Raw genomic sequence first — 17,594 nt, forward strand, 5'->3', positions numbered from 1 at the left:
CCCCAGTTTAAAAGAAACATTATAGTCTCCTAACTTATCATTAAATCTTACTAATAATAGTTTCTTGTTTATAGAAAGATAACCGGGATAAAACAAGTTTCACAGACACCCTCAATCCTGATAAAGCGTGCTAGAATTGCCTCGTTCAGTTTATAACCGAACAATTCTAATAAAACGACCACAAGGATTACTGCTATGGGGTTTCTTACCGGCAAACGCATTCTCATCACTGGTGTAGCCAGCAAACTTTCCATTGCCTACGGCATCGCGCAGGCAATGCGTCGCCAAGGCGCTGAATTGGCATTTACCTATCAGAACGATCAACTTAAAGGACGTGTAGAAGAATTCGCTGACAAGCTAGATTCAAAGCTGACTTTTCCCTGCGATGTTGCAAAAGATGCAAGCATCACTGAGCTATTCGAAAAATTAAAAGAAAAATGGCCTGCATTTGATGGTCTGGTACATTCCATCGCTTTCGCCCCTCGCGATCAGCTCGATGGCGATTACGTTAATGCCGTTACCCGCGAAGGCTTTGCTATCGCGCACGATATCAGCTCTTACAGCTTTGTAGCGATGGCTAAAGCCTGCCGCCCCATGCTAAAAGAAAAATCAGCACTGCTGACACTAACGTATTTGGGTGCTGAACGCGCGATCCCTAATTACAATGTGATGGGCTTGGCAAAAGCATCGTTGGAAGCCAATGTGCGCTATATGGCAAACGCAATGGGACCACAAGGTATCCGCGTCAACGGTATTTCGGCAGGGCCAATACGTACCCTAGCAGCATCCGGTATTAAGAATTTTCGTAAAATGTTGGACCACTGTGAAGCCGTTACCCCAATGTGCCGTACTGTCACTCTCGAAGATGTCGGCAACCCCGCCGCTTTTCTCTGTTCTGACCTCGCCGCAGGTATTACCGGTGAGATCCTGTATGTTGATGGTGGTTTCAACATTGCAGCGATGAATGAATTAACACTGGAACAATGAATTTTATTAAGACATCCCACAACTAACCCTATTTCATCCGCTGCTTAACAACAGCGGCTCCTAGTTTGGAACAGGTTCTTAGAGCCTGTTCTAAATCTTTTTCGCTGTGCTCAGACGAGGAAAAAATGGGCGGAATTTTGAGCCTGTTGTTGACGAAGTACCAGCGAACACAAAAAATTTCGAACAGGTTCTTAGAATTATTTACAATCTAAGCTCCTACCTGAAACATAAAAATAGTGCACATTACAGATAATAATCATATCTTATGAAGACGCCAAAAGGTGTCTTCTACGCGTCGCCTTTTATATTTTCCTGTCATTTTATGACCGGTTATGAGTGAAATCAGAGGTCTCTCTATGACAATAAAAAACAATACTGATGATCCGAAAAACATCAGTATTAATGTATTCAAACAACCGAAAGCGTTTTACCTCATTTTCTCGATCGAACTATGGGAACGCTTCGTAATGTATTCAAACAACCGAAAGCGTTTTACCTCATTTTCTCGATCGAACTATGGGAACGCTTCGTAATGTATTCAAACAACCGAAAGCGTTTTACCTCATTTTCTCGATCGAACTATGGGAACGCTTCGGTTTCTACGGCCTGCAAGGGATTATGGCTGTTTATCTAGTAAAAATGTTAGGACTAAGCGAAGCCGACTCCATCATTCTTTTTTCTTCATTCAGTGCTTTGGTCTTTAGCTTTATAGCGATTGGCGGCTGGTTGGGTGATAAAGTACTGGGTAGTAAACGAGTCATCATACTGGGTATATTAGTTTTGGCTCTCGGCTACGCGATGGTGGCTTATTCAGAACATAACGTTTTTTGGGTTTATCTCGGCATGGCGACCATTGCGGTCGGCAACGGTTTGTTTAAGGCCAACCCTTCCTCACTGCTGGCGACCTGCTACAAAAAAGACGATCCACGCCTGGACGGGGCCTTTACCATGTACTACATGTCCGTCAATATCGGATCATTTATGTCCATGTTAGCGACCCCTTGGCTGGCGGCAACATGTTAGCGACCCCTTGGCTGGCGGCAAGATACGGTTGGAACATCGCTTTTTCTCTTAGTGTCGTCGGTATGTTAATTACCCTAGTCAATTTTTTGTTCTGTCGTCATTGGGTAAAAGACCAAGGTTCACAACCTGATTTTTCACCACTACAAATAAAAAAATTACTGATAGTATTAATTGGCATCATCACTCTTATCCTGATTTCCAACTGGTTGCTGCATAACCAGGCCATTGCGCATTGGGCATTAGCTGTCGTTGCTGGCGCTATCATTATTATTTTCGCCAAAGAAACCTTCGCTTTACAGGATGTCGCTCGCCGTAAAATGATTGTCGCTTTTTTGCTGATGCTTGAAGCCGTGATCTTTTTTGTGCTTTATAGCCAAATGCCAACCTCGTTGAATTTCTTCGCTATTCATAATGTTGAACATGTTATTTTAGGATTCAACGTTGAGGCAGAGCAATATCAGGCTTTAAATCCATTCTGGATTATGGCCGCAAGCCCCATTCTAGCAATCCTGTATAATAAGTTGGGTGTTCGTTTGCCCATGCCACACAAATTTGCCATAGGCATGCTACTGAGCGCAACAGCATTCCTGGTGTTACCATTAGGCGCAAGTTTCGCCAATGCACAAAGTATCGTATCAGTTAACTGGCTAATCCTTAGCTACGCTTTGCAAAGTATCGGCGAACTGATGATTTCAGGCTTGGGCCTGGCGATGGTAGCGTAATTGGTACCTCAGCGTTTGATGGGCTTTATTATGGGAGCATGGTTCCTTACCACTGCGGCCGCGGCGATAATCGCCGGTAAGGTTGCAGCACTCACAGCGGTACCCAGTGGTATTACCGACGCTCGAGCATCATTGGATATTTACAGCCATGTGTTTATGCAAATCGGCATTGTGACGGGTATTATCGCGCTACTGATGCTGTTAACAGCACCCAAGTTACATCGCATGACACTGGAATAAGAAATATCAATAATCTATTATCAATTTCCAAAAAATACGCGCCTTCACGGGCGTTTTTATAAGGTGTTTACTGTATATTAACAGCGAAATGACGAGATCCAGCCTACAGTTATAAAATCATTTTCTATTCGAGGTAATAATATGATTTGTTTTCCTGGAACACCATCACCTTATAGATTCAGTATTGAAGCTGTACAAGAATTATCAATTCCGACAAAATTTGAGGTAATAAAAGATAAAAATACTCAATATAGAATAAAAGAAAAAATAAACTATATTTGGCGAAAATATAAAAATTTATTTTTATATCACAACAATAAAAAATTTGCCATCTGGAAAGCACTTTATAGATTATATTCAGCAGAATATAATTATTTTGCCTGGGATAAAAAGATTACTGAGAAAAATTGGCATCAACTGATACATGCTCTTCAGAAAATAAAATCTCTTATGGCACCTGGGCATAAAAATAAATTATCTGTGTCATGTAATAAAGAATTTATTATTATAAACATTGACCAGGAGAGAATACTCTTACCTAATCTATATGATCAAGTAGATTACAATGGTATTAGTAAATTTATGGAAAATGTGATTGAGGATGAGAGGAAAGGAAATCTGACAAGATTATTTCCATTATCCTCATCAAAGAAAAATGACATACCACTACCACGACAAAGACTAGACGACTTACAATACATCTATACTAATGGGAAAAAAAGCGAGGAAAATACAAATAAAGAATATAAAAATACAGATGTAAACGAAAAAAATAAAAAAAATCAAGACGTCTCTGGGCACTACAGAAAAGAAATAGAGCAAATGTTCCTTGACAATGTAAGAGATTGTAATAAGAACCAACAGATTTACGTAAATAAAAAACATCATCCGCCATTGAAAAAATTTACCGGTAACCAACTTGATCCCGATTATCATATAAAAGGAATAAAGTATATTCAAGATAGTAAAATACTTCAATCAATAATTCAGATAGATAGCATAGAAGCAACACAGGTGGCAGTAATAATTGGACATCTATGCCAAACCAGCACAAATCTGACTGTAGGTACACTGTTCAATAGTACGGAAAGACTTAACAAAAAAATTAGAGGAAACAGTGAAACACTAGAATGTTTATTACAACAGCGAAGGAATATCATTGATAATCATACCGTTTACGATCCTGAAAATACTCTCATTAGTATCGATAAACAACCCAATGGCAATATTCTTCTTACCAGTAAATCCTGTGTGATCCATTTTTGTAAGTTTCCCGATCAATCTGCTGATGGATCGATCAAAGACGGTGATGAATACTATTATCCCTTTAATTTGGCAATAAATTATGTCATGAGAATTGCACCTGATGGTACTGAAACTTTTCAAGAGTTTTCGCTCTCATTTATCCCACTAAAAGCAGAAATGTTGAATAGGCAAATAGACAAAAAAATAAATACTAATAATTGTATAAAACTCATATCAGAAGTTTTAGAAGAATATAATGAGAAAAAGGAACAAGCAGCAATAGTCGATATAATTAAAAAAATATAGCATTAACGAGGAAATGGTTATCACCACTAGAATAAGTGGGTTCCTCAAAAAATCTCTTGCTAATGATAATGGGTTTTTAACAGTGTGGACAAATATCGTTTCTATATATAATGATATGAATAAATTCTTTCTTAACTCATCAGGGCATATTACATGCTCTGATAAGTTATAGCTACACAATTTAATTTTGATTAGCACACAAATATGAACTACTCCGTAGATTTACTCCTTAGTGTATCAGTTAGGCAATCAAAATTAAATCATGCAGCCATATCAGTAAATGTATCTTTTCATAATGAAATAATTTGTTACGACGAGACGGTAAGCATGTCAGCTAAATAGGCATGATCGGGGTTTACACGCGCTAACCTGGCAGGATTTTTTAATAATTCAGCAATATCCATATAAAATAGAGAATTTACATGACTATGGATCCACTTCATGAACAGACTATTGTTACTCATATTCATCGCTCCAGGATAGCCTCCTCCCTTAATATCGACATCAGGTCTCATCACAGCTTTATGAAGATCATTACTCTTTGCAGTACAAGCTATCATGGATAATAAAAAGGCATATTCATCCCATACACGCAAAATATCATAATCATAATACTTCTCTCCCGCGTGATATCTAGTATAGTAACATAATAAATCTTTTGTAGCGGAATATTCGCTATAGGTAACACCATGATTACATTTTCCTCCTCGCTTAACTCGGTTTTCTATATCAATTAAATTCACTATTTTTTTATTTTCATTATAAGCCATATTCTCTATTTTAATATCAATCAAATAAATACCTTTCTGATGTAACGTTTTCAAATCTCGCAATGCCTCCCTAAATACCCTAACATCAATAGTTTTTCTTTTTCCTGTAATCTCATAGATATAATTATATAAATCTTCACCTGCATTGCGGGCGATAATCACATTATCATCAACAACCCAACCCGGTATCAGTGTTTTAATTCCTGCTAAATCTAGGTTAGACTCATTATTACTTCTATCAAAATCTACCAATTTATTATTATTATCTTTGGGGACAAGCACGACAAACCTTTCATCCATCGCATCAACCTGTTTGTAGTTACCCTCTAAATAAGACATATCGTCCTCTTTCTCTTTAGGTGGCGCATAAAGCACAGGGTATTTGTCTCCGACATGAAAATAATAAGTTCTGCCTCGATGTGCCTTACAAAATCCTTTATATTTTGTTATCGAAAAATCTTTATCAAGACCTAACATATCATTATCTCTTTTTATTTTTTTTAATTTTTCTCTATGTAGGTTGAAATAATTTTTAATTTTATTAATGGCAAATTTTTTGTGTCTTTCCACTAATGTGGTTAACTGTTCTTTCTCGCGCATCGTCTGATTAGCATATAAACACTTACATCTAATAAATTTTCCAGTGAACTTAGAAATAGACTGAGTATAAATGAGTGATCCCGCCATAAAAAAATCCATTTTTTCCTCTTGTACCGAAACAGTGAATTTGTCCTGTTGATCAAAAGTGGCCATATCTCTTATTTTAGAAAAAATAATCAATTGATTGATACTGTAGCGTCTGGAAGTTGTTATTTTACTTTCATCTGATAAATCTTGATGTAATTCATCATATAACTTCTCAATTTTTTCTCTTTTACTTTCCTTCCTGAATAAATCGAAAAAACGATCAAAGATCCCCATATAGATCGCTGTTTTTCGGTCACCATTAATCATTCTTACCATTCTCGTATCAGAACAAATGAAAACACTGCCATTCACATTCAATGATGTTGCCATTTTGTACCTCCTATCGCATTATCTGCGATAATGTAACAAAAATATGCACCCCCATATAAATGAGATGATATCTTAACTCAATAGACTTCTTGCAAAAACGTAGCGAGTGCTGTGAATTCTACGTTAAGCGAAAAAACATTACCTCTATAAGTAATAGTCTACTTTGCTTATTTTTCTTTCAAAAAAAAACCATTTCTTTGTTATAGCGACTTCACTAAGAGCCTGTTCCAAATCTTCTCGAGCGACGTTCAGGATCCCCCTGCCAATTTTACTTTCATCCCTTTTGCTTCAAGTAACTGCTTGAGCAATGCTCTTTTATCTCCTTGGATCTCAATAATTCCTTTTTTTACAGCACCGCCACAGCCACACTTCTTTTTTAACTCTGCCGCCAATGTATCAAGCTGCTCATCACTCCCTGCAACCCCCGTGATCAAACATACTCCCTTCCCTTTACGACCACAGGTCTGGCGTTGAATACGAACAATACCATCTCCTGTTAACCGTTCAGCTTTTATTTCGGGTGACCGGATACGGCCACTTTCAGTAGAATAAACCAGACGACTGTTGTTATTATCCATAACTTGCCCTTTAAATCAGTGAATCGAGGATAGTACCAAGAGTTTGCGCAGGATCGGTAGATCCAGTGATAGGGCGTCCAATAACCATATAATCTACTCCGGCATCGAGTGCCTGTTTTGGCGTCATAGTACGCCGTTGATCGCCAGTCTCGCTCCCTGTCGGGCGTATACCTGGTGTGATCAGTTTGAATGCTGCACCACAAAATTGTTTCAGTCTAAGCGCTTCCTGGGCAGAACAAACCACACCATCAAGACCACAATCCTGACTTAATTTGGCTAAATTTTCCACTTGCCCAGCAGGACTAATATCAATACCAATATCCAATAAATCAATGGATTCCATACTGGTCAATACTGTAACAGCAATCAGCAAAGGCGCATCATCACCATAAGGTAACAAGGCTTCTTTGGCCGCTTTCATCATTCTGCCCCCTCCGCTGGCATGAACATCCACCATCCATACGCCCAGTTCAGCGGCCGCCGCTACCGCTCGTGCCGTGGTATGAGGAATATCGTGAAATTTAAGATCAAGAAAAACATCAAAACCACGCTGATGTAACTCTCGAATAAATACAGTACCGTATAAGGTAAACATTTCTTTACCCACTTTTAGCCGGCAAACCTGTGGATCGATACGATCAACGAAAGCTAACGCGTGATTGATATCAGCATAATCTAACGCCACAATAATGGGAGATGAATTGACGATAGTGTTACTTTCTGTTTTAGCTTTCATTTTTTTAACCTTCTATGAAACAGGATCCTTCACTGGACTTCTTCTACTGCCCATCCAACCCCATGATTGGCTTAACCGAGGCCCAAGTTCGGCATGAAGGGCAGTGCCAGTAAAGAGAATGCGTGGTGAAGCCACATTTACGGCAACGATAACGCGGTTTGGTGCGGATTTGTTCACCAACCATATCACGTAGTAACACCAGGCTATCTTTTGCACGGCCTTCTTCCGCATCAGTCAAGTGGTAGTCCATTAATCGATAGAACAGGCGTAAAGTTGGATGCCGTTGTAACTGTCGATTAATATAAAGTTGCACCACATCTCGTCCTTCCTGTTGCTCAATCTGCTCTGCCAACATCAGTTCAGCCGCAACACCGCTATCTTCTTCGACACAAAGTTGCAAAAACTTTGTCCAATTTTCGACTTGATGTAAATGTTGATAACAGTATTGCAACATAGGCAAGGCTTCGCTAACCACTTCTTTATCCTGTTTCAGTACCCGTTCCAGCGAAGCGATTGCTTTGATAAATTCAGCCTTAGCAATATAAACCTGCCCCAGCATAATCGATACCCTAGCGCACTGTTTATCTGCCGCCGCTGCTTTTTTTAACAAACTTTTGGCTTTGTCCAGATCAGCACTCTCCATCGCCTGTAACGCCAGTTCACAGTAAAAATGAGCGATTTCTAAGCGTTGCTCTTCTTTACCGAGTTTGATCAATTTTTCCGCCACGGCAATCGCTTTTACCCAATCACTGGTAGCCTGATAAAGCACCAATAACTGTTGCAACGCAGCAATACAGAAGTCTTGCTCATTAACCAAACGGGTCAACATATCTTCAGCACGATCGTAAAGACCAGCAGCCATATAATCGCGCCCCAGTTGTTGAATGGCTAACAACCGTTGTTCAAAAGTTAAGGAGGCGTTTTCCATCAATGCCTGATGGATATGTATCGCACGATCAACTTCCCCGCGCGAACGGAACAGATTTCCTAAGGTGAGATGCGCTTCAACAGTAGAACTATTTTCTTGCAGCATATCAAGAAACAGATCTGCCGCTTTATCTTTTTGATTAGAAAGAAGAAAATTAACCCCGGCAACATATTCACGGGATAAGCGGTTAGCATTTTTTTGTTTGTCCTGCTGAGCACTTCTGCGCCCCATATACCAACCGTAAGCAGCGGCTATAGGCAATAGCAGAAAGAGCAGTTCTAACATAGAAATTACTTCCTGCTGGCGATATTTGTAGCAGACGTGGACAGCATCACATCATTTGCCCTTGGTCGCTCTAGCTGTAATTCAAGCCGCTTGATTTTTCGGCGTGCCCGGGCAAGAGAAATACGTACTTGTAGATAAAACAAAGCACATATGATCCACCCCAATGCAAATCCAATCGCAAAAAGAGTCGCCAATAACGTCGATACTCGGTACTCACCTTGAGCTAATAGGTAATTAAAGGTAATCACCTGATCGTTATGTGCTCCTAAGGTCATAGAAACCACTAAGATCACCAGTACTAACAAAAAAATTAGCAAATATTTCACATTTTACTCCGTAGGGTGAATCAATATCATTGTTATGCCAAAAATACGACATGCAAGATGACACCACAAGCTTATTATCGTGATTGTGCTGCCATTAGCAGCCAGAAAACCATACAATGAGCAACGGGTAGCGCTTAACCGGTGCCTTTGCAAGTAAAATACGCCAAAACATTTTCCCTCAGAGTCCTGTATTGATATGAAACTAAAACGTGTAGCAGAAACTAAATTACCTACTCCCTGGGGAGATTTTTTGCTGGTTTGTTTTGAAGAATTAACCAGCGGTCATGAACACCTCGCGTTGATCTTTGGCGATATTTCAGGCGAGCCCGCCGTTCTTTCCCGGATCCATTCAGAATGTCTGACCGGAGACGCATTATTCAGTCTACGTTGCGATTGTGGTTTTCAGCTCCACGCCGCAATGCAGCAAATTGCTGAAGAGGGTCGTGGTATCCTTATTTACCATCGTCAGGAGGGGCGTAATATTGGCTTATTGAATAAAATCCGTGCTTATGCCCTACAGGATCAAGGAGCAGACACTGTCGAAGCGAATCATCAGTTGGGGTTTAAAAGTGACGAAAGAGACTTTACGCTATGTGCGGACATCTATCAGCTACTCGGCGTCAAAGCAGTACGGCTGCTGACTAACAACCCGGAGAAAGTCAAAACATTGACACAATATGGGCTAGATGTCGTCAAACGTGTGCCACTCATCGTCGGTGAAAATTCGAAAAATAAAAAATATCTTGCGATTAAAGAGGCTAAAATGGGACACATATTCAACAATAAGTGACGCTGTCACTTATTTGGCAACCGGTTTATGACAACCCATTGTGTGAGTTTACTCGTTCATCATTTCGCGCTATGGAACAGCGCAATTCGCCTCCTGCTCAACCAGGCTAGCTACCCTCCTTGGCGGACTATCCCAGGTTTGACCGATTTAGCTCATCTCGATTTTTTAGCTATACCAACCCCTCGTTTACAACATATTGCGAATAACGTAATGCAAAATACCACCATGCTGGAAGTACATCAGCTCGTTACTGGTATCGATACGACATAGCGTTTCAATGATTTGCTGTTCACCTCTAGTATTAATGAGAGTGACAAGAATTTTCTGCCCTGTAGTCAAACCCTCTAATCCACTAATATTGATAGATTCATTACCCGTTAATCCCAAGGATTTACGATTCACTCCGGACATAAATTCCAACGGAAGAATACCCATACCAATAAGATTCGAACGATGAATACGTTCAAAAGATTCGGCAATCACCACCCGTACACCAAGTAAACGTGGCCCTTTAGCCGCCCAGTCACGACTAGAACCAGAACCATACTCTTTACCCGCAATCACCACTAAAGGAATCTTTTCCTTCTGGTAACGCATCGCAGCATCGTAAATCGCCATTTTCTCCTGTGAAGGTATATGACGAGTGATCCCCCCCTCAACGCCTAGTACCATTTCATTACGGATACGAATGTTAGCAAAGGTACCACGCATCATCACTTCATGATTACCACGCCGGGATCCATAGGAGTTAAAATCATTAATTGCGACACCCTGTTCGAGCAAATAATGTCCTGCCGGGCTATCTGGTTTGATATTCCCTGCCGGAGAAATATGATCAGTGGTGACTGAATCCGCCAAAATAGCCAAAATACGGGCTTGCTTGATATCTTCGATCCGCTCTGGTTTACGCGACATCCCACTAAAAAAAGGAGGATGACGGATATAAGTCGAGTCTGGTTTCCAATGATAGGTTGGCGAATTTTCTACCGAAATGGCCTGCCAGCTATCATCACCGTCAAAAACTTCAGCATACTCTTTGCGGAACATCGCTGTTTTTACCTCTTCAAGCGCTGTTGCAATTTCCAGTGTACTTGGCCAAATGTCTTTCAGATAAACCGGAACACCCTGCTGATCTTGACCCAAGGGATCATCCGTCAGATTTATTTTCATATTCCCTGCCAGGGCATAAGCCACCACCAATGGCGGCGAAGCTAACCAGTTGGTTTTGATTAATGGATGAATACGACCTTCAAAATTACGATTACCAGATAGCACCGCCCCCACGGTGAGGTCCCCTGCTTTAATCGCATCTTCTACGGGTTCAAGTAATGATCCCGAATTACCGATACAGGTCGTACAACCATAGCCCACTAGATTAAAACCCAATTGATCCAGTGGATCGCTCAAAGCTGCCGCATTAAGATAATCAGTCACTACCTTGGATCCGGGGGCTAACGAGGTTTTTACCCACGTCTGAGTTTTTAGTCCTTTTTCCACCGCTTTCTTAGCTAATAACCCCGCGGCCATCATGACACTGGGATTAGAGGTATTGGTACAAGAGGTAATAGCGGCAATCACCACTGCCCCATCAGATAAGTGATGTGTTTTACCCTCCAACGTGATCGACATCGGCACAAGGTTATCTTTTTTATTGCTCTGTTTCTTACTGATAACTTCTGCTTCGTTAAAAGCGCTAAAAGCCTGCGGCACCTGAGATAATACTACCCTATCCTGTGGTCGCTTCGGACCCGCCAGACTAGAAACAACAGTGGTCATATCCAATGCTAATTTGCTGGTAAACATCGGTTCGTCACCAGGATAACGCCACATGCCTTGCGCTTTGGTGTAAGCCTCTACCAAAGCAATTTGCTGATCACTGCGCCCACTTAGGCGCATATAATTCAAGGTCACTTCATCCACAGGGAAGAAACCACAGGTAGCACCAAATTCAGGAGACATATTCGCGATAGTCGCTCGGTCGGCTAAGGGTAGATCTACCAGTCCATCACCATAAAATTCAACGAACTTACCCACTACGCCATGTCTTCGTAACATTTGCGTGACCGTCAATACCAGGTCAGTTGCCGTGATCCCTTCACCCAATTTCCCCGTCAGCTTAAAACCCACAACATCAGGGATCAACATCGAAACTGGCTGACCCAGCATGGCCGCTTCCGCTTCGATACCGCCGACCCCCCAACCGAGGATCCCCAACCCATTAATCATCGTAGTATGAGAATCTGTTCCAACCAGAGTATCGGGATAAGCAACAAATTTATTTCCCTGTTGCTCATGCCATACCGTTTGTCCCAAATATTCAAGATTCACCTGATGACAGATGCCAGTTCCCGGTGGCACCACTTGAAAACGATTGAATGCCTGTTGACCCCAGCGCAAAAACGCATAACGTTCGTGATTACGCGTCATCTCCAGCTGAACATTTTTGCCAAAGGCCTGTTGATCACCAAAATTATCCACAGTAACGGAATGGTCAATTACCAAATCGACGGGAGAAAGTGGATTCACTTTCTTTACATCTCCTCCCAAACGTTGCACCGCTTCACGCATAGCCGCAAGATCAACAATCGCCGGAACACCAGTAAAATCCTGCATTAAAACACGGGCTGGGCGATAGGCGATCTCCCAATCTGCATGACCGTTTGCTAACCAATCAACCATTGCTTTTAAGTCATTTTCCCGTACGCTATCATCATCAATATGCCGTAACAGATTTTCTAACAACACTTTCATTGATTTTGGCAGTCGATCGATATTCCCTAGGAAGGATGCCATTTTGGGTAAACTGTAATAATGATACTCATTTTGTACCACCAGCTTTGCTAAACTCTTTGTTTGTATATTCAATGACATAACCCCTCCCAACATTTTCTAAAGCAGGTATTTTGTTAAATACACGCCTGGATAGTCATTTTACCCTAGATAATAACCAGTAAGATTATATTGGTTTTATTGAATATAACACAACTATTAGGTTTAGAAAGAAGTCTATTGAATCACAGAGTCAATTGATAAATCAGAAATTTTCTTTTAGCACTTTTTGAATAAAAGCCAAACAGAAAAAATTTCTATTTGGCTTTTATTTAATAGTATAGTGAAGACATCAACGATAGCTGATAATTATGCTATCCCTGTACCGGTACTATTTTATCACTGTAGGCAATATGAGAAATTTGCTTGTCCAGATAAATATGAGTAGCAGATTCAGCACAGGGAAATGCCGCTGCTACTTCTGTTAAAGCCAGTATCGATGTCACTCCTGATAGAACCAGTGAATCTTTTTTATTTTTATTGAATAAACTATTTATTGAACCGATTTCAATCGTATTTTTTCCCTTTTTAAAAATACTAAGAGCCCCATTATATAATATTTGCAATGGAGACGTGAACGATGTGTCAAAAATATAGGCTGCCACCCGCCCTGCATTATAAATATCAACGTTGTTGAATACATTCCCTGCTGGTTGCACTGTCTCAGTGCTTACAGCATTTGCAGTTTCAATGTTATTTACGTTTGCATTATTAATCATGTTATATCCTTGTCCTTGTATATATTTCATGTGTACATTCTTAAATGTTATATTATATCCTAGTATAAATTTCTATTTATACTGTACAACTGGATAGAATCCACTAAATAGTAGATGAGATCTCAATAAAATACAAATTATAAAACTTAAGATAGTGAATATTAATTTAAAGAATAATAACAACTTAAACATGTTAATTAATTTATAATTAATTATTCATCAAACCGCCAGCCTTAAATAAACCAGATTTAGCTATCTGTGATTAAACAAAGTGGCACAAGTTTCTGCCACTTTGTTTTTTTACCACCGAGCTAATCGAAACTTAGGATTTAACTCGTTCATCGATCCAAGCGGAAAGCAAACGGTAAGAAACCGCTAGAACCACTGGCCCAATGAATAAACCAATCATGCCCAACGACAATAAACCACCAATAACACCGAAAAGAATCAATATCATCGGCAAATCGGCGCCTTTACGAATTAACGCTGGACGCAAAACGGCATCAAAAGTACCAAGGATGCAACTCCATACCAGTAACAGACTTCCCCAAATGGGATCACCACTCCAATAAAGCCAAATAATCGCTGGGATAAGCACCAATAAAGGCCCTAGCTGAGCAACGCAGAGAATAAACATCAGAACGGTAAGTAAAGTCACGTAAGGGATACCCGCAATCGCTAAAGCAATACCGCCTAAAATAGCCTGGATTAATGCGGTTACTACCACCCCAAGTGCTACTGCCCGAATGGCCTGTGCAGCTAAAACAACCGTAGAATCTCCCTTTTTATCTGCCAGTCGCACAGCAAAACGGCGGATACCTTGAGCAACCCGTTCACCATGAAAGTAAAACAGAATACTAAACAACACCATAAGTGTCAGATGAACGACAAAACGTCCAAGATGAGCCGCTTGAGCGACAAACCAGGTCGCCGTTTCCCCTACATAAGGTCGTAACTTTGCCAATATCTCATTACCCCCACCAGCAATTAAGCTATGCCAACTATTGTAAACTTTGCCTCCTACCAGAGGGACAGCGTTTAACCATTCCATCGCTGGGAAATGCATATTAGCAGGACTACTCGCCCAAGCGATCAAGGGCGCACTGTTTGCTAGTAGACTATTGACCAATAAAGCAATCGGGATGACAAAGAACAAAATCAATAATAACGTCATGATAATGACAGCCAAAGAACGCCGTCCCCAGAGTAAAATCTGTAGTTTGATTAATAACGGCCAAGTGGCAATCACCACCATAACCGCCCAAGCCAGATCCATAATGAAAGGCTGTATCACCCAAAAACTGGTGATCATCATTATCAGGATAAATAGCATGCAAAACATCAGTTTCGGTAAGTCATGGCGTCCTTGTTGTAAATCATTCATCAGTGGCTCTCTTAGTCATTGTGACAAACAACGTGTTAGACTTCTTGCAAAACCTACAATAGGCGAAAAAACGCAGTTTCGAACAAGCCATACCCAATGAATTTCGAGTTACGGCCAGGCGGCAATCAATCGAATCCTAGGAGTGTACAAGTAGTACATGACTGGGATGAGTGCGAGCAGCCAACGCCGCCGTAACTTGAAAGGCGAAGGGTATATAAGAAGTCCATTACAAAAGTAATTATACCAGCACAGCATCATAATCAGAGTGTATTTGCTCGCTTTTTAACAAACGAATCTGCTAGTACACAGCCACCAAATTTTAAAAGATTAACCTCCCCTTTGAGCGGTCGTATCCCGAAAAATGAAAAAGAAGTCACCGAAACTCACAACCCTTATTAATAAATATGTAGATAAGCAGGCAAAAGGTTCCCTCGGCAAGGGTTTTCGGTTAAAATTAGCACAGAAATAGGTGTTTTTAATAAATGTTTTAAATTCAATCTTCAAATTGCCGTCTCGTTCAAGGTTAAAAAGGAATCTTTGCCATTACCCCTATAAAACAAATGGTTGCAGTGATAGTAATTATCACTACTATGGCGGATAAACTTGATGCTATTAAGAACCTGTTCCAAATTTTCTTGAGCGACGCCCAGACGAGGAAAAGACGTGCGAAAAAGCGCAGTTTACTCTCGTATGCAACGAAAGGGAGTCAGTGAGCATGTTGAGCGCGTTTTTGACGAATGACTTAACCAAAACACGGCGAGCACAAGAGATTTTGAACAGGTTCTAAGACGAAAGAGAGAATAAGGTAGGTTCATATGCAACAAAATGCTGTTGGGACATTCTCACTTGATGATAATGATTGGTCAGGCATCGTTATCACCAAAAGCGCTGCCACGCAAATTATAAAACTCATGCAACAAAACCCGCAGGCCAAGGGGCTAAAACTGAGCGTAAAACCGTCTGGCTGTGCGGGTTTTACTTATGTTCTGGACATCGCTGAATCACCAGCTAGCGATGACCTACTATTTGAACACCAGAAAGCAAAACTCTATGTTCCTTCAAAATCGATGCCCTTTGTTGATGGTACTAAAGTGGATTACGTCCGTGAAGGACTGAATCAGATCTTTAAATTTGATAACCCTAAGGCTCAACATTCCTGCGGATGTGGTGAGAGCTTTGGCGTTTGAGCGATATAAATGACACGAAGCAATGTTAAAACTCCCGAGGACACGTCAGCCTGGGTCAACGATGGACATTATAAAGAAGGATTTTTTACCCAATTAGAGACCGATCAATTGGCTAAAGGACTTAGTGAAGACGTGATCCGTGCTATTTCGGCCAAACGTAACGAACCCGAATGGATGTTAGCATTTCGGCTAGATGCCTATCGCGGATGGTTGGAGATGGAAGAACCACACTGGTTAAAAGCGCACTACAAAAACCTCGACTATCAAGATTACAGCTATTACTCCGCACCCTCTTGTGGTCATTGTGATGATGACTGCGATTCAAAGGACGGAGTGGAACAAGCACCTGCTGGCAGCACAGCAACAAATCTCCATCTCACCGCTGAAGTTGAAGCGGCTTTTGCCCAGCTCGGTGTACCCGTGCGTGAAGGGGTTGAGGTCGCCGTCGATGCCATCTTCGACTCCGTTTCTGTTGCCACCACCTACCGTGAACAGTTAGCCACACAGGGTATTATTTTTTGTTCCCTCGGTGAAGCCATCCAGGAATATCCTGATCTGGTACAAAAATATCTCGGCTCAGTCGTACCCGCAAAGGATAATTTTTTTGCTGCTCTTAACGCGGCAGTGGCTTCAGACGGCACCTTTGTCTACGTGCCCAAAGGCGTGCGCTGTCCGATGGAACTGTCGACCTATTTCCGTATCAATGCAGCTAAAACCGGTCAATTTGAACGTACTATCCTTATCGCTGATGAAAATAGCTACGTCAGTTACATTGAAGGCTGCTCGGCACCTGCACGCGATACCTATCAGCTACATGCCGCTGTGGTAGAAGTGATCCTGCATAAAAACGCCGAGGTAAAATATTCTACGGTACAGAACTGGTTTGCCGGTTCAGGCACTACCGGCGGTATTCTCAACTTCGTCACCAAACGTGCATTATGTCAAGGCACGGGATCAAAAATGTCGTGGACTCAATCAGAAACGGGGTCGGCGATTACCTGGAAATATCCCAGTGTGATCCTGCAGGGGGATCATTCCATCGGCGAATTTTTCTCAGTAGCACTCACCAATGGCAAACAACAGGCTGACACTGGCACCAAGATGATCCACATTGGAAAAAATACTAAATCAACCATTATTTCCAAGGGGATCTCAGCCGGGAACAGCCAGAATACTTACCGTGGGTTAGTGAAAATTCTGCCTGGCGCGGATAACGCACGGAATTTTACCCAATGCGACTCCATGCTAATTGGCAGCCATTCAGCTGCTCATACCTTTCCCTATGTTGAAGTAAAAAATCATTCAGCCCAATTGGAACATGAAGCAACCACCTCAAAAATTGGTGATGACCAACTGTTTTATTGTCGTCAACGTGGTATTAGTGGAGAAGACGCCATCTCGATGATTGTCAATGGATTCTGCAAAGATGTGTTCTCAGAATTACCGCTGGAGTTTGCTGTAGAAGCACAGAAATTGTTAGCCATTAGCCTAGAGCACAGCGTTGGTTAACCCCCCTACTTTC

Annotated in this window: 13 protein-coding genes and 1 pseudogene; 6 read left to right on the forward strand and 8 right to left on the reverse strand. The window is 41.2% G+C overall.

From position 1 onward, the window contains the following. Positions 1–195: 195 nt before the first annotated feature. The 3 genes and pseudogenes from fabI (at position 196) to AAHH42_RS08260 (ending at position 4,523) form a co-directional block, all read left to right on the forward strand. Complete coding sequence (fabI, locus tag AAHH42_RS08250) at positions 196–987, forward strand: enoyl-ACP reductase FabI (RefSeq protein ID WP_342220890.1); 792 nt, start codon at positions 196–198, stop codon at positions 985–987. 516 nt (positions 988–1,503) lie between these two features. Further along, positions 1,504–2,972 (forward strand): annotated as a pseudogene (gene dtpA, locus AAHH42_RS08255) (dipeptide/tripeptide permease DtpA). A 141-nt stretch (positions 2,973–3,113) separates the two neighbouring features. Further along, a complete protein-coding gene (locus AAHH42_RS08260; protein WP_342220891.1) occupies positions 3,114–4,523 on the forward strand; it encodes a hypothetical protein in 1,410 nt (469 codons plus the stop codon). A gap of 308 nt (positions 4,524–4,831) precedes the next feature. Here AAHH42_RS08260 and AAHH42_RS08265 read toward each other — a convergent pair whose 3' ends face one another. The 5 genes from AAHH42_RS08265 to AAHH42_RS08285 all read right to left on the reverse strand — a co-directional run bounded on the left by AAHH42_RS08265 (position 4,832) and on the right by AAHH42_RS08285 (position 9,163). Continuing rightward, positions 4,832–6,310 (reverse strand): hypothetical protein, encoded by a 1,479-nt coding sequence (locus tag AAHH42_RS08265; RefSeq protein ID WP_342220892.1) that lies wholly within the window; start codon positions 6,308–6,310, stop codon positions 4,832–4,834. A gap of 248 nt (positions 6,311–6,558) precedes the next feature. Beyond that, a complete protein-coding gene (yciH, locus tag AAHH42_RS08270) occupies positions 6,559–6,888 on the reverse strand; it encodes a stress response translation initiation inhibitor YciH (RefSeq protein WP_342220893.1) in 330 nt (109 codons plus the stop codon). 10 nt (positions 6,889–6,898) lie between these two features. After that, positions 6,899–7,624, reverse strand: a complete 726-nt coding sequence (gene pyrF / locus AAHH42_RS08275) for an orotidine-5'-phosphate decarboxylase (RefSeq protein WP_342220894.1) — start codon at positions 7,622–7,624, stop codon at positions 6,899–6,901. Positions 7,625–7,667: 43 nt separating this feature from the next. After that, positions 7,668–8,837: a lipopolysaccharide assembly protein LapB gene (lapB, locus tag AAHH42_RS08280; protein ID WP_342220895.1), complete on the reverse strand. Its 1,170-nt coding sequence runs from the start codon at positions 8,835–8,837 to the stop codon at positions 7,668–7,670. 5 nt (positions 8,838–8,842) lie between these two features. Continuing rightward, positions 8,843–9,163, reverse strand: coding sequence for a LapA family protein (locus tag AAHH42_RS08285; RefSeq protein WP_072550800.1), 321 nt, complete (start codon positions 9,161–9,163; stop codon positions 8,843–8,845). Positions 9,164–9,359: 196 nt separating this feature from the next. Between AAHH42_RS08285 and ribA the strand changes: the two genes are divergently transcribed. After that, positions 9,360–9,953 carry a GTP cyclohydrolase II gene (ribA, locus tag AAHH42_RS08290; protein WP_072550801.1) on the forward strand — a complete coding sequence of 198 codons (594 nt, stop codon included), beginning with the start codon at positions 9,360–9,362 and terminating at the stop codon, positions 9,951–9,953. Between the two features lie 186 nt (positions 9,954–10,139). Here the strand turns inward: ribA and acnA are convergent, their stop codons facing one another. The 3 genes from acnA to ydiK form a co-directional block, all read right to left on the reverse strand. Continuing rightward, complete coding sequence (acnA, locus tag AAHH42_RS08295) at positions 10,140–12,824, reverse strand: aconitate hydratase AcnA (protein ID WP_342220896.1); 2,685 nt, start codon at positions 12,822–12,824, stop codon at positions 10,140–10,142. A 272-nt stretch (positions 12,825–13,096) separates the two neighbouring features. Next, positions 13,097–13,531 (reverse strand): hypothetical protein, encoded by a 435-nt coding sequence (locus tag AAHH42_RS08300; RefSeq protein ID WP_342220897.1) that lies wholly within the window; start codon positions 13,529–13,531, stop codon positions 13,097–13,099. 292 nt (positions 13,532–13,823) lie between these two features. Then, positions 13,824–14,885, reverse strand: coding sequence for an AI-2E family transporter YdiK (gene ydiK, locus AAHH42_RS08305; protein WP_072549543.1), 1,062 nt, complete (start codon positions 14,883–14,885; stop codon positions 13,824–13,826). 815 nt (positions 14,886–15,700) lie between these two features. Between ydiK and sufA the strand changes: the two genes are divergently transcribed. Further along, on the forward strand, positions 15,701–16,072 hold the full coding sequence (gene sufA / locus AAHH42_RS08310; RefSeq protein ID WP_072549544.1) for a Fe-S cluster assembly scaffold SufA: 372 nt from the start codon (positions 15,701–15,703) through the stop codon (positions 16,070–16,072). Between the two features lie 9 nt (positions 16,073–16,081). Continuing rightward, a complete protein-coding gene (gene sufB / locus AAHH42_RS08315) occupies positions 16,082–17,581 on the forward strand; it encodes a Fe-S cluster assembly protein SufB (RefSeq protein ID WP_342220898.1) in 1,500 nt (499 codons plus the stop codon). Positions 17,582–17,594 lie beyond the last annotated feature (13 nt).

The sequence above is a fragment of the Candidatus Fukatsuia endosymbiont of Tuberolachnus salignus genome (assembly GCF_964030845.1).
Taxonomy (GTDB): domain Bacteria; phylum Pseudomonadota; class Gammaproteobacteria; order Enterobacterales; family Enterobacteriaceae; genus Fukatsuia; species Fukatsuia symbiotica.

What these genes read in the sequence shown, in the direction of transcription:
- fabI (WP_342220890.1), top strand. Translation starts at nt 196, where the DNA reads ATGGGGTTTCTTACCGGCAAACGCATTCTCATCACTGGTGTAGCCAGC.
- AAHH42_RS08260 (WP_342220891.1), top strand. Translation starts at nt 3,114, where the DNA reads ATGATTTGTTTTCCTGGAACACCATCACCTTATAGATTCAGTATTGAA.
- AAHH42_RS08265 (WP_342220892.1), bottom strand. Translation starts at nt 6,310, where the DNA reads ATGGCAACATCATTGAATGTGAATGGCAGTGTTTTCATTTGTTCTGAT.
- yciH (WP_342220893.1), bottom strand. Translation starts at nt 6,888, where the DNA reads ATGGATAATAACAACAGTCGTCTGGTTTATTCTACTGAAAGTGGCCGT.
- pyrF (WP_342220894.1), bottom strand. Translation starts at nt 7,624, where the DNA reads ATGAAAGCTAAAACAGAAAGTAACACTATCGTCAATTCATCTCCCATT.
- lapB (WP_342220895.1), bottom strand. Translation starts at nt 8,837, where the DNA reads ATGTTAGAACTGCTCTTTCTGCTATTGCCTATAGCCGCTGCTTACGGT.
- ribA (WP_072550801.1), top strand. Translation starts at nt 9,360, where the DNA reads ATGAAACTAAAACGTGTAGCAGAAACTAAATTACCTACTCCCTGGGGA.
- acnA (WP_342220896.1), bottom strand. Translation starts at nt 12,824, where the DNA reads ATGTCATTGAATATACAAACAAAGAGTTTAGCAAAGCTGGTGGTACAA.
- AAHH42_RS08300 (WP_342220897.1), bottom strand. Translation starts at nt 13,531, where the DNA reads ATGAAATATATACAAGGACAAGGATATAACATGATTAATAATGCAAAC.
- ydiK (WP_072549543.1), bottom strand. Translation starts at nt 14,885, where the DNA reads ATGAATGATTTACAACAAGGACGCCATGACTTACCGAAACTGATGTTT.
- sufA (WP_072549544.1), top strand. Translation starts at nt 15,701, where the DNA reads ATGCAACAAAATGCTGTTGGGACATTCTCACTTGATGATAATGATTGG.
- sufB (WP_342220898.1), top strand. Translation starts at nt 16,082, where the DNA reads ATGACACGAAGCAATGTTAAAACTCCCGAGGACACGTCAGCCTGGGTC.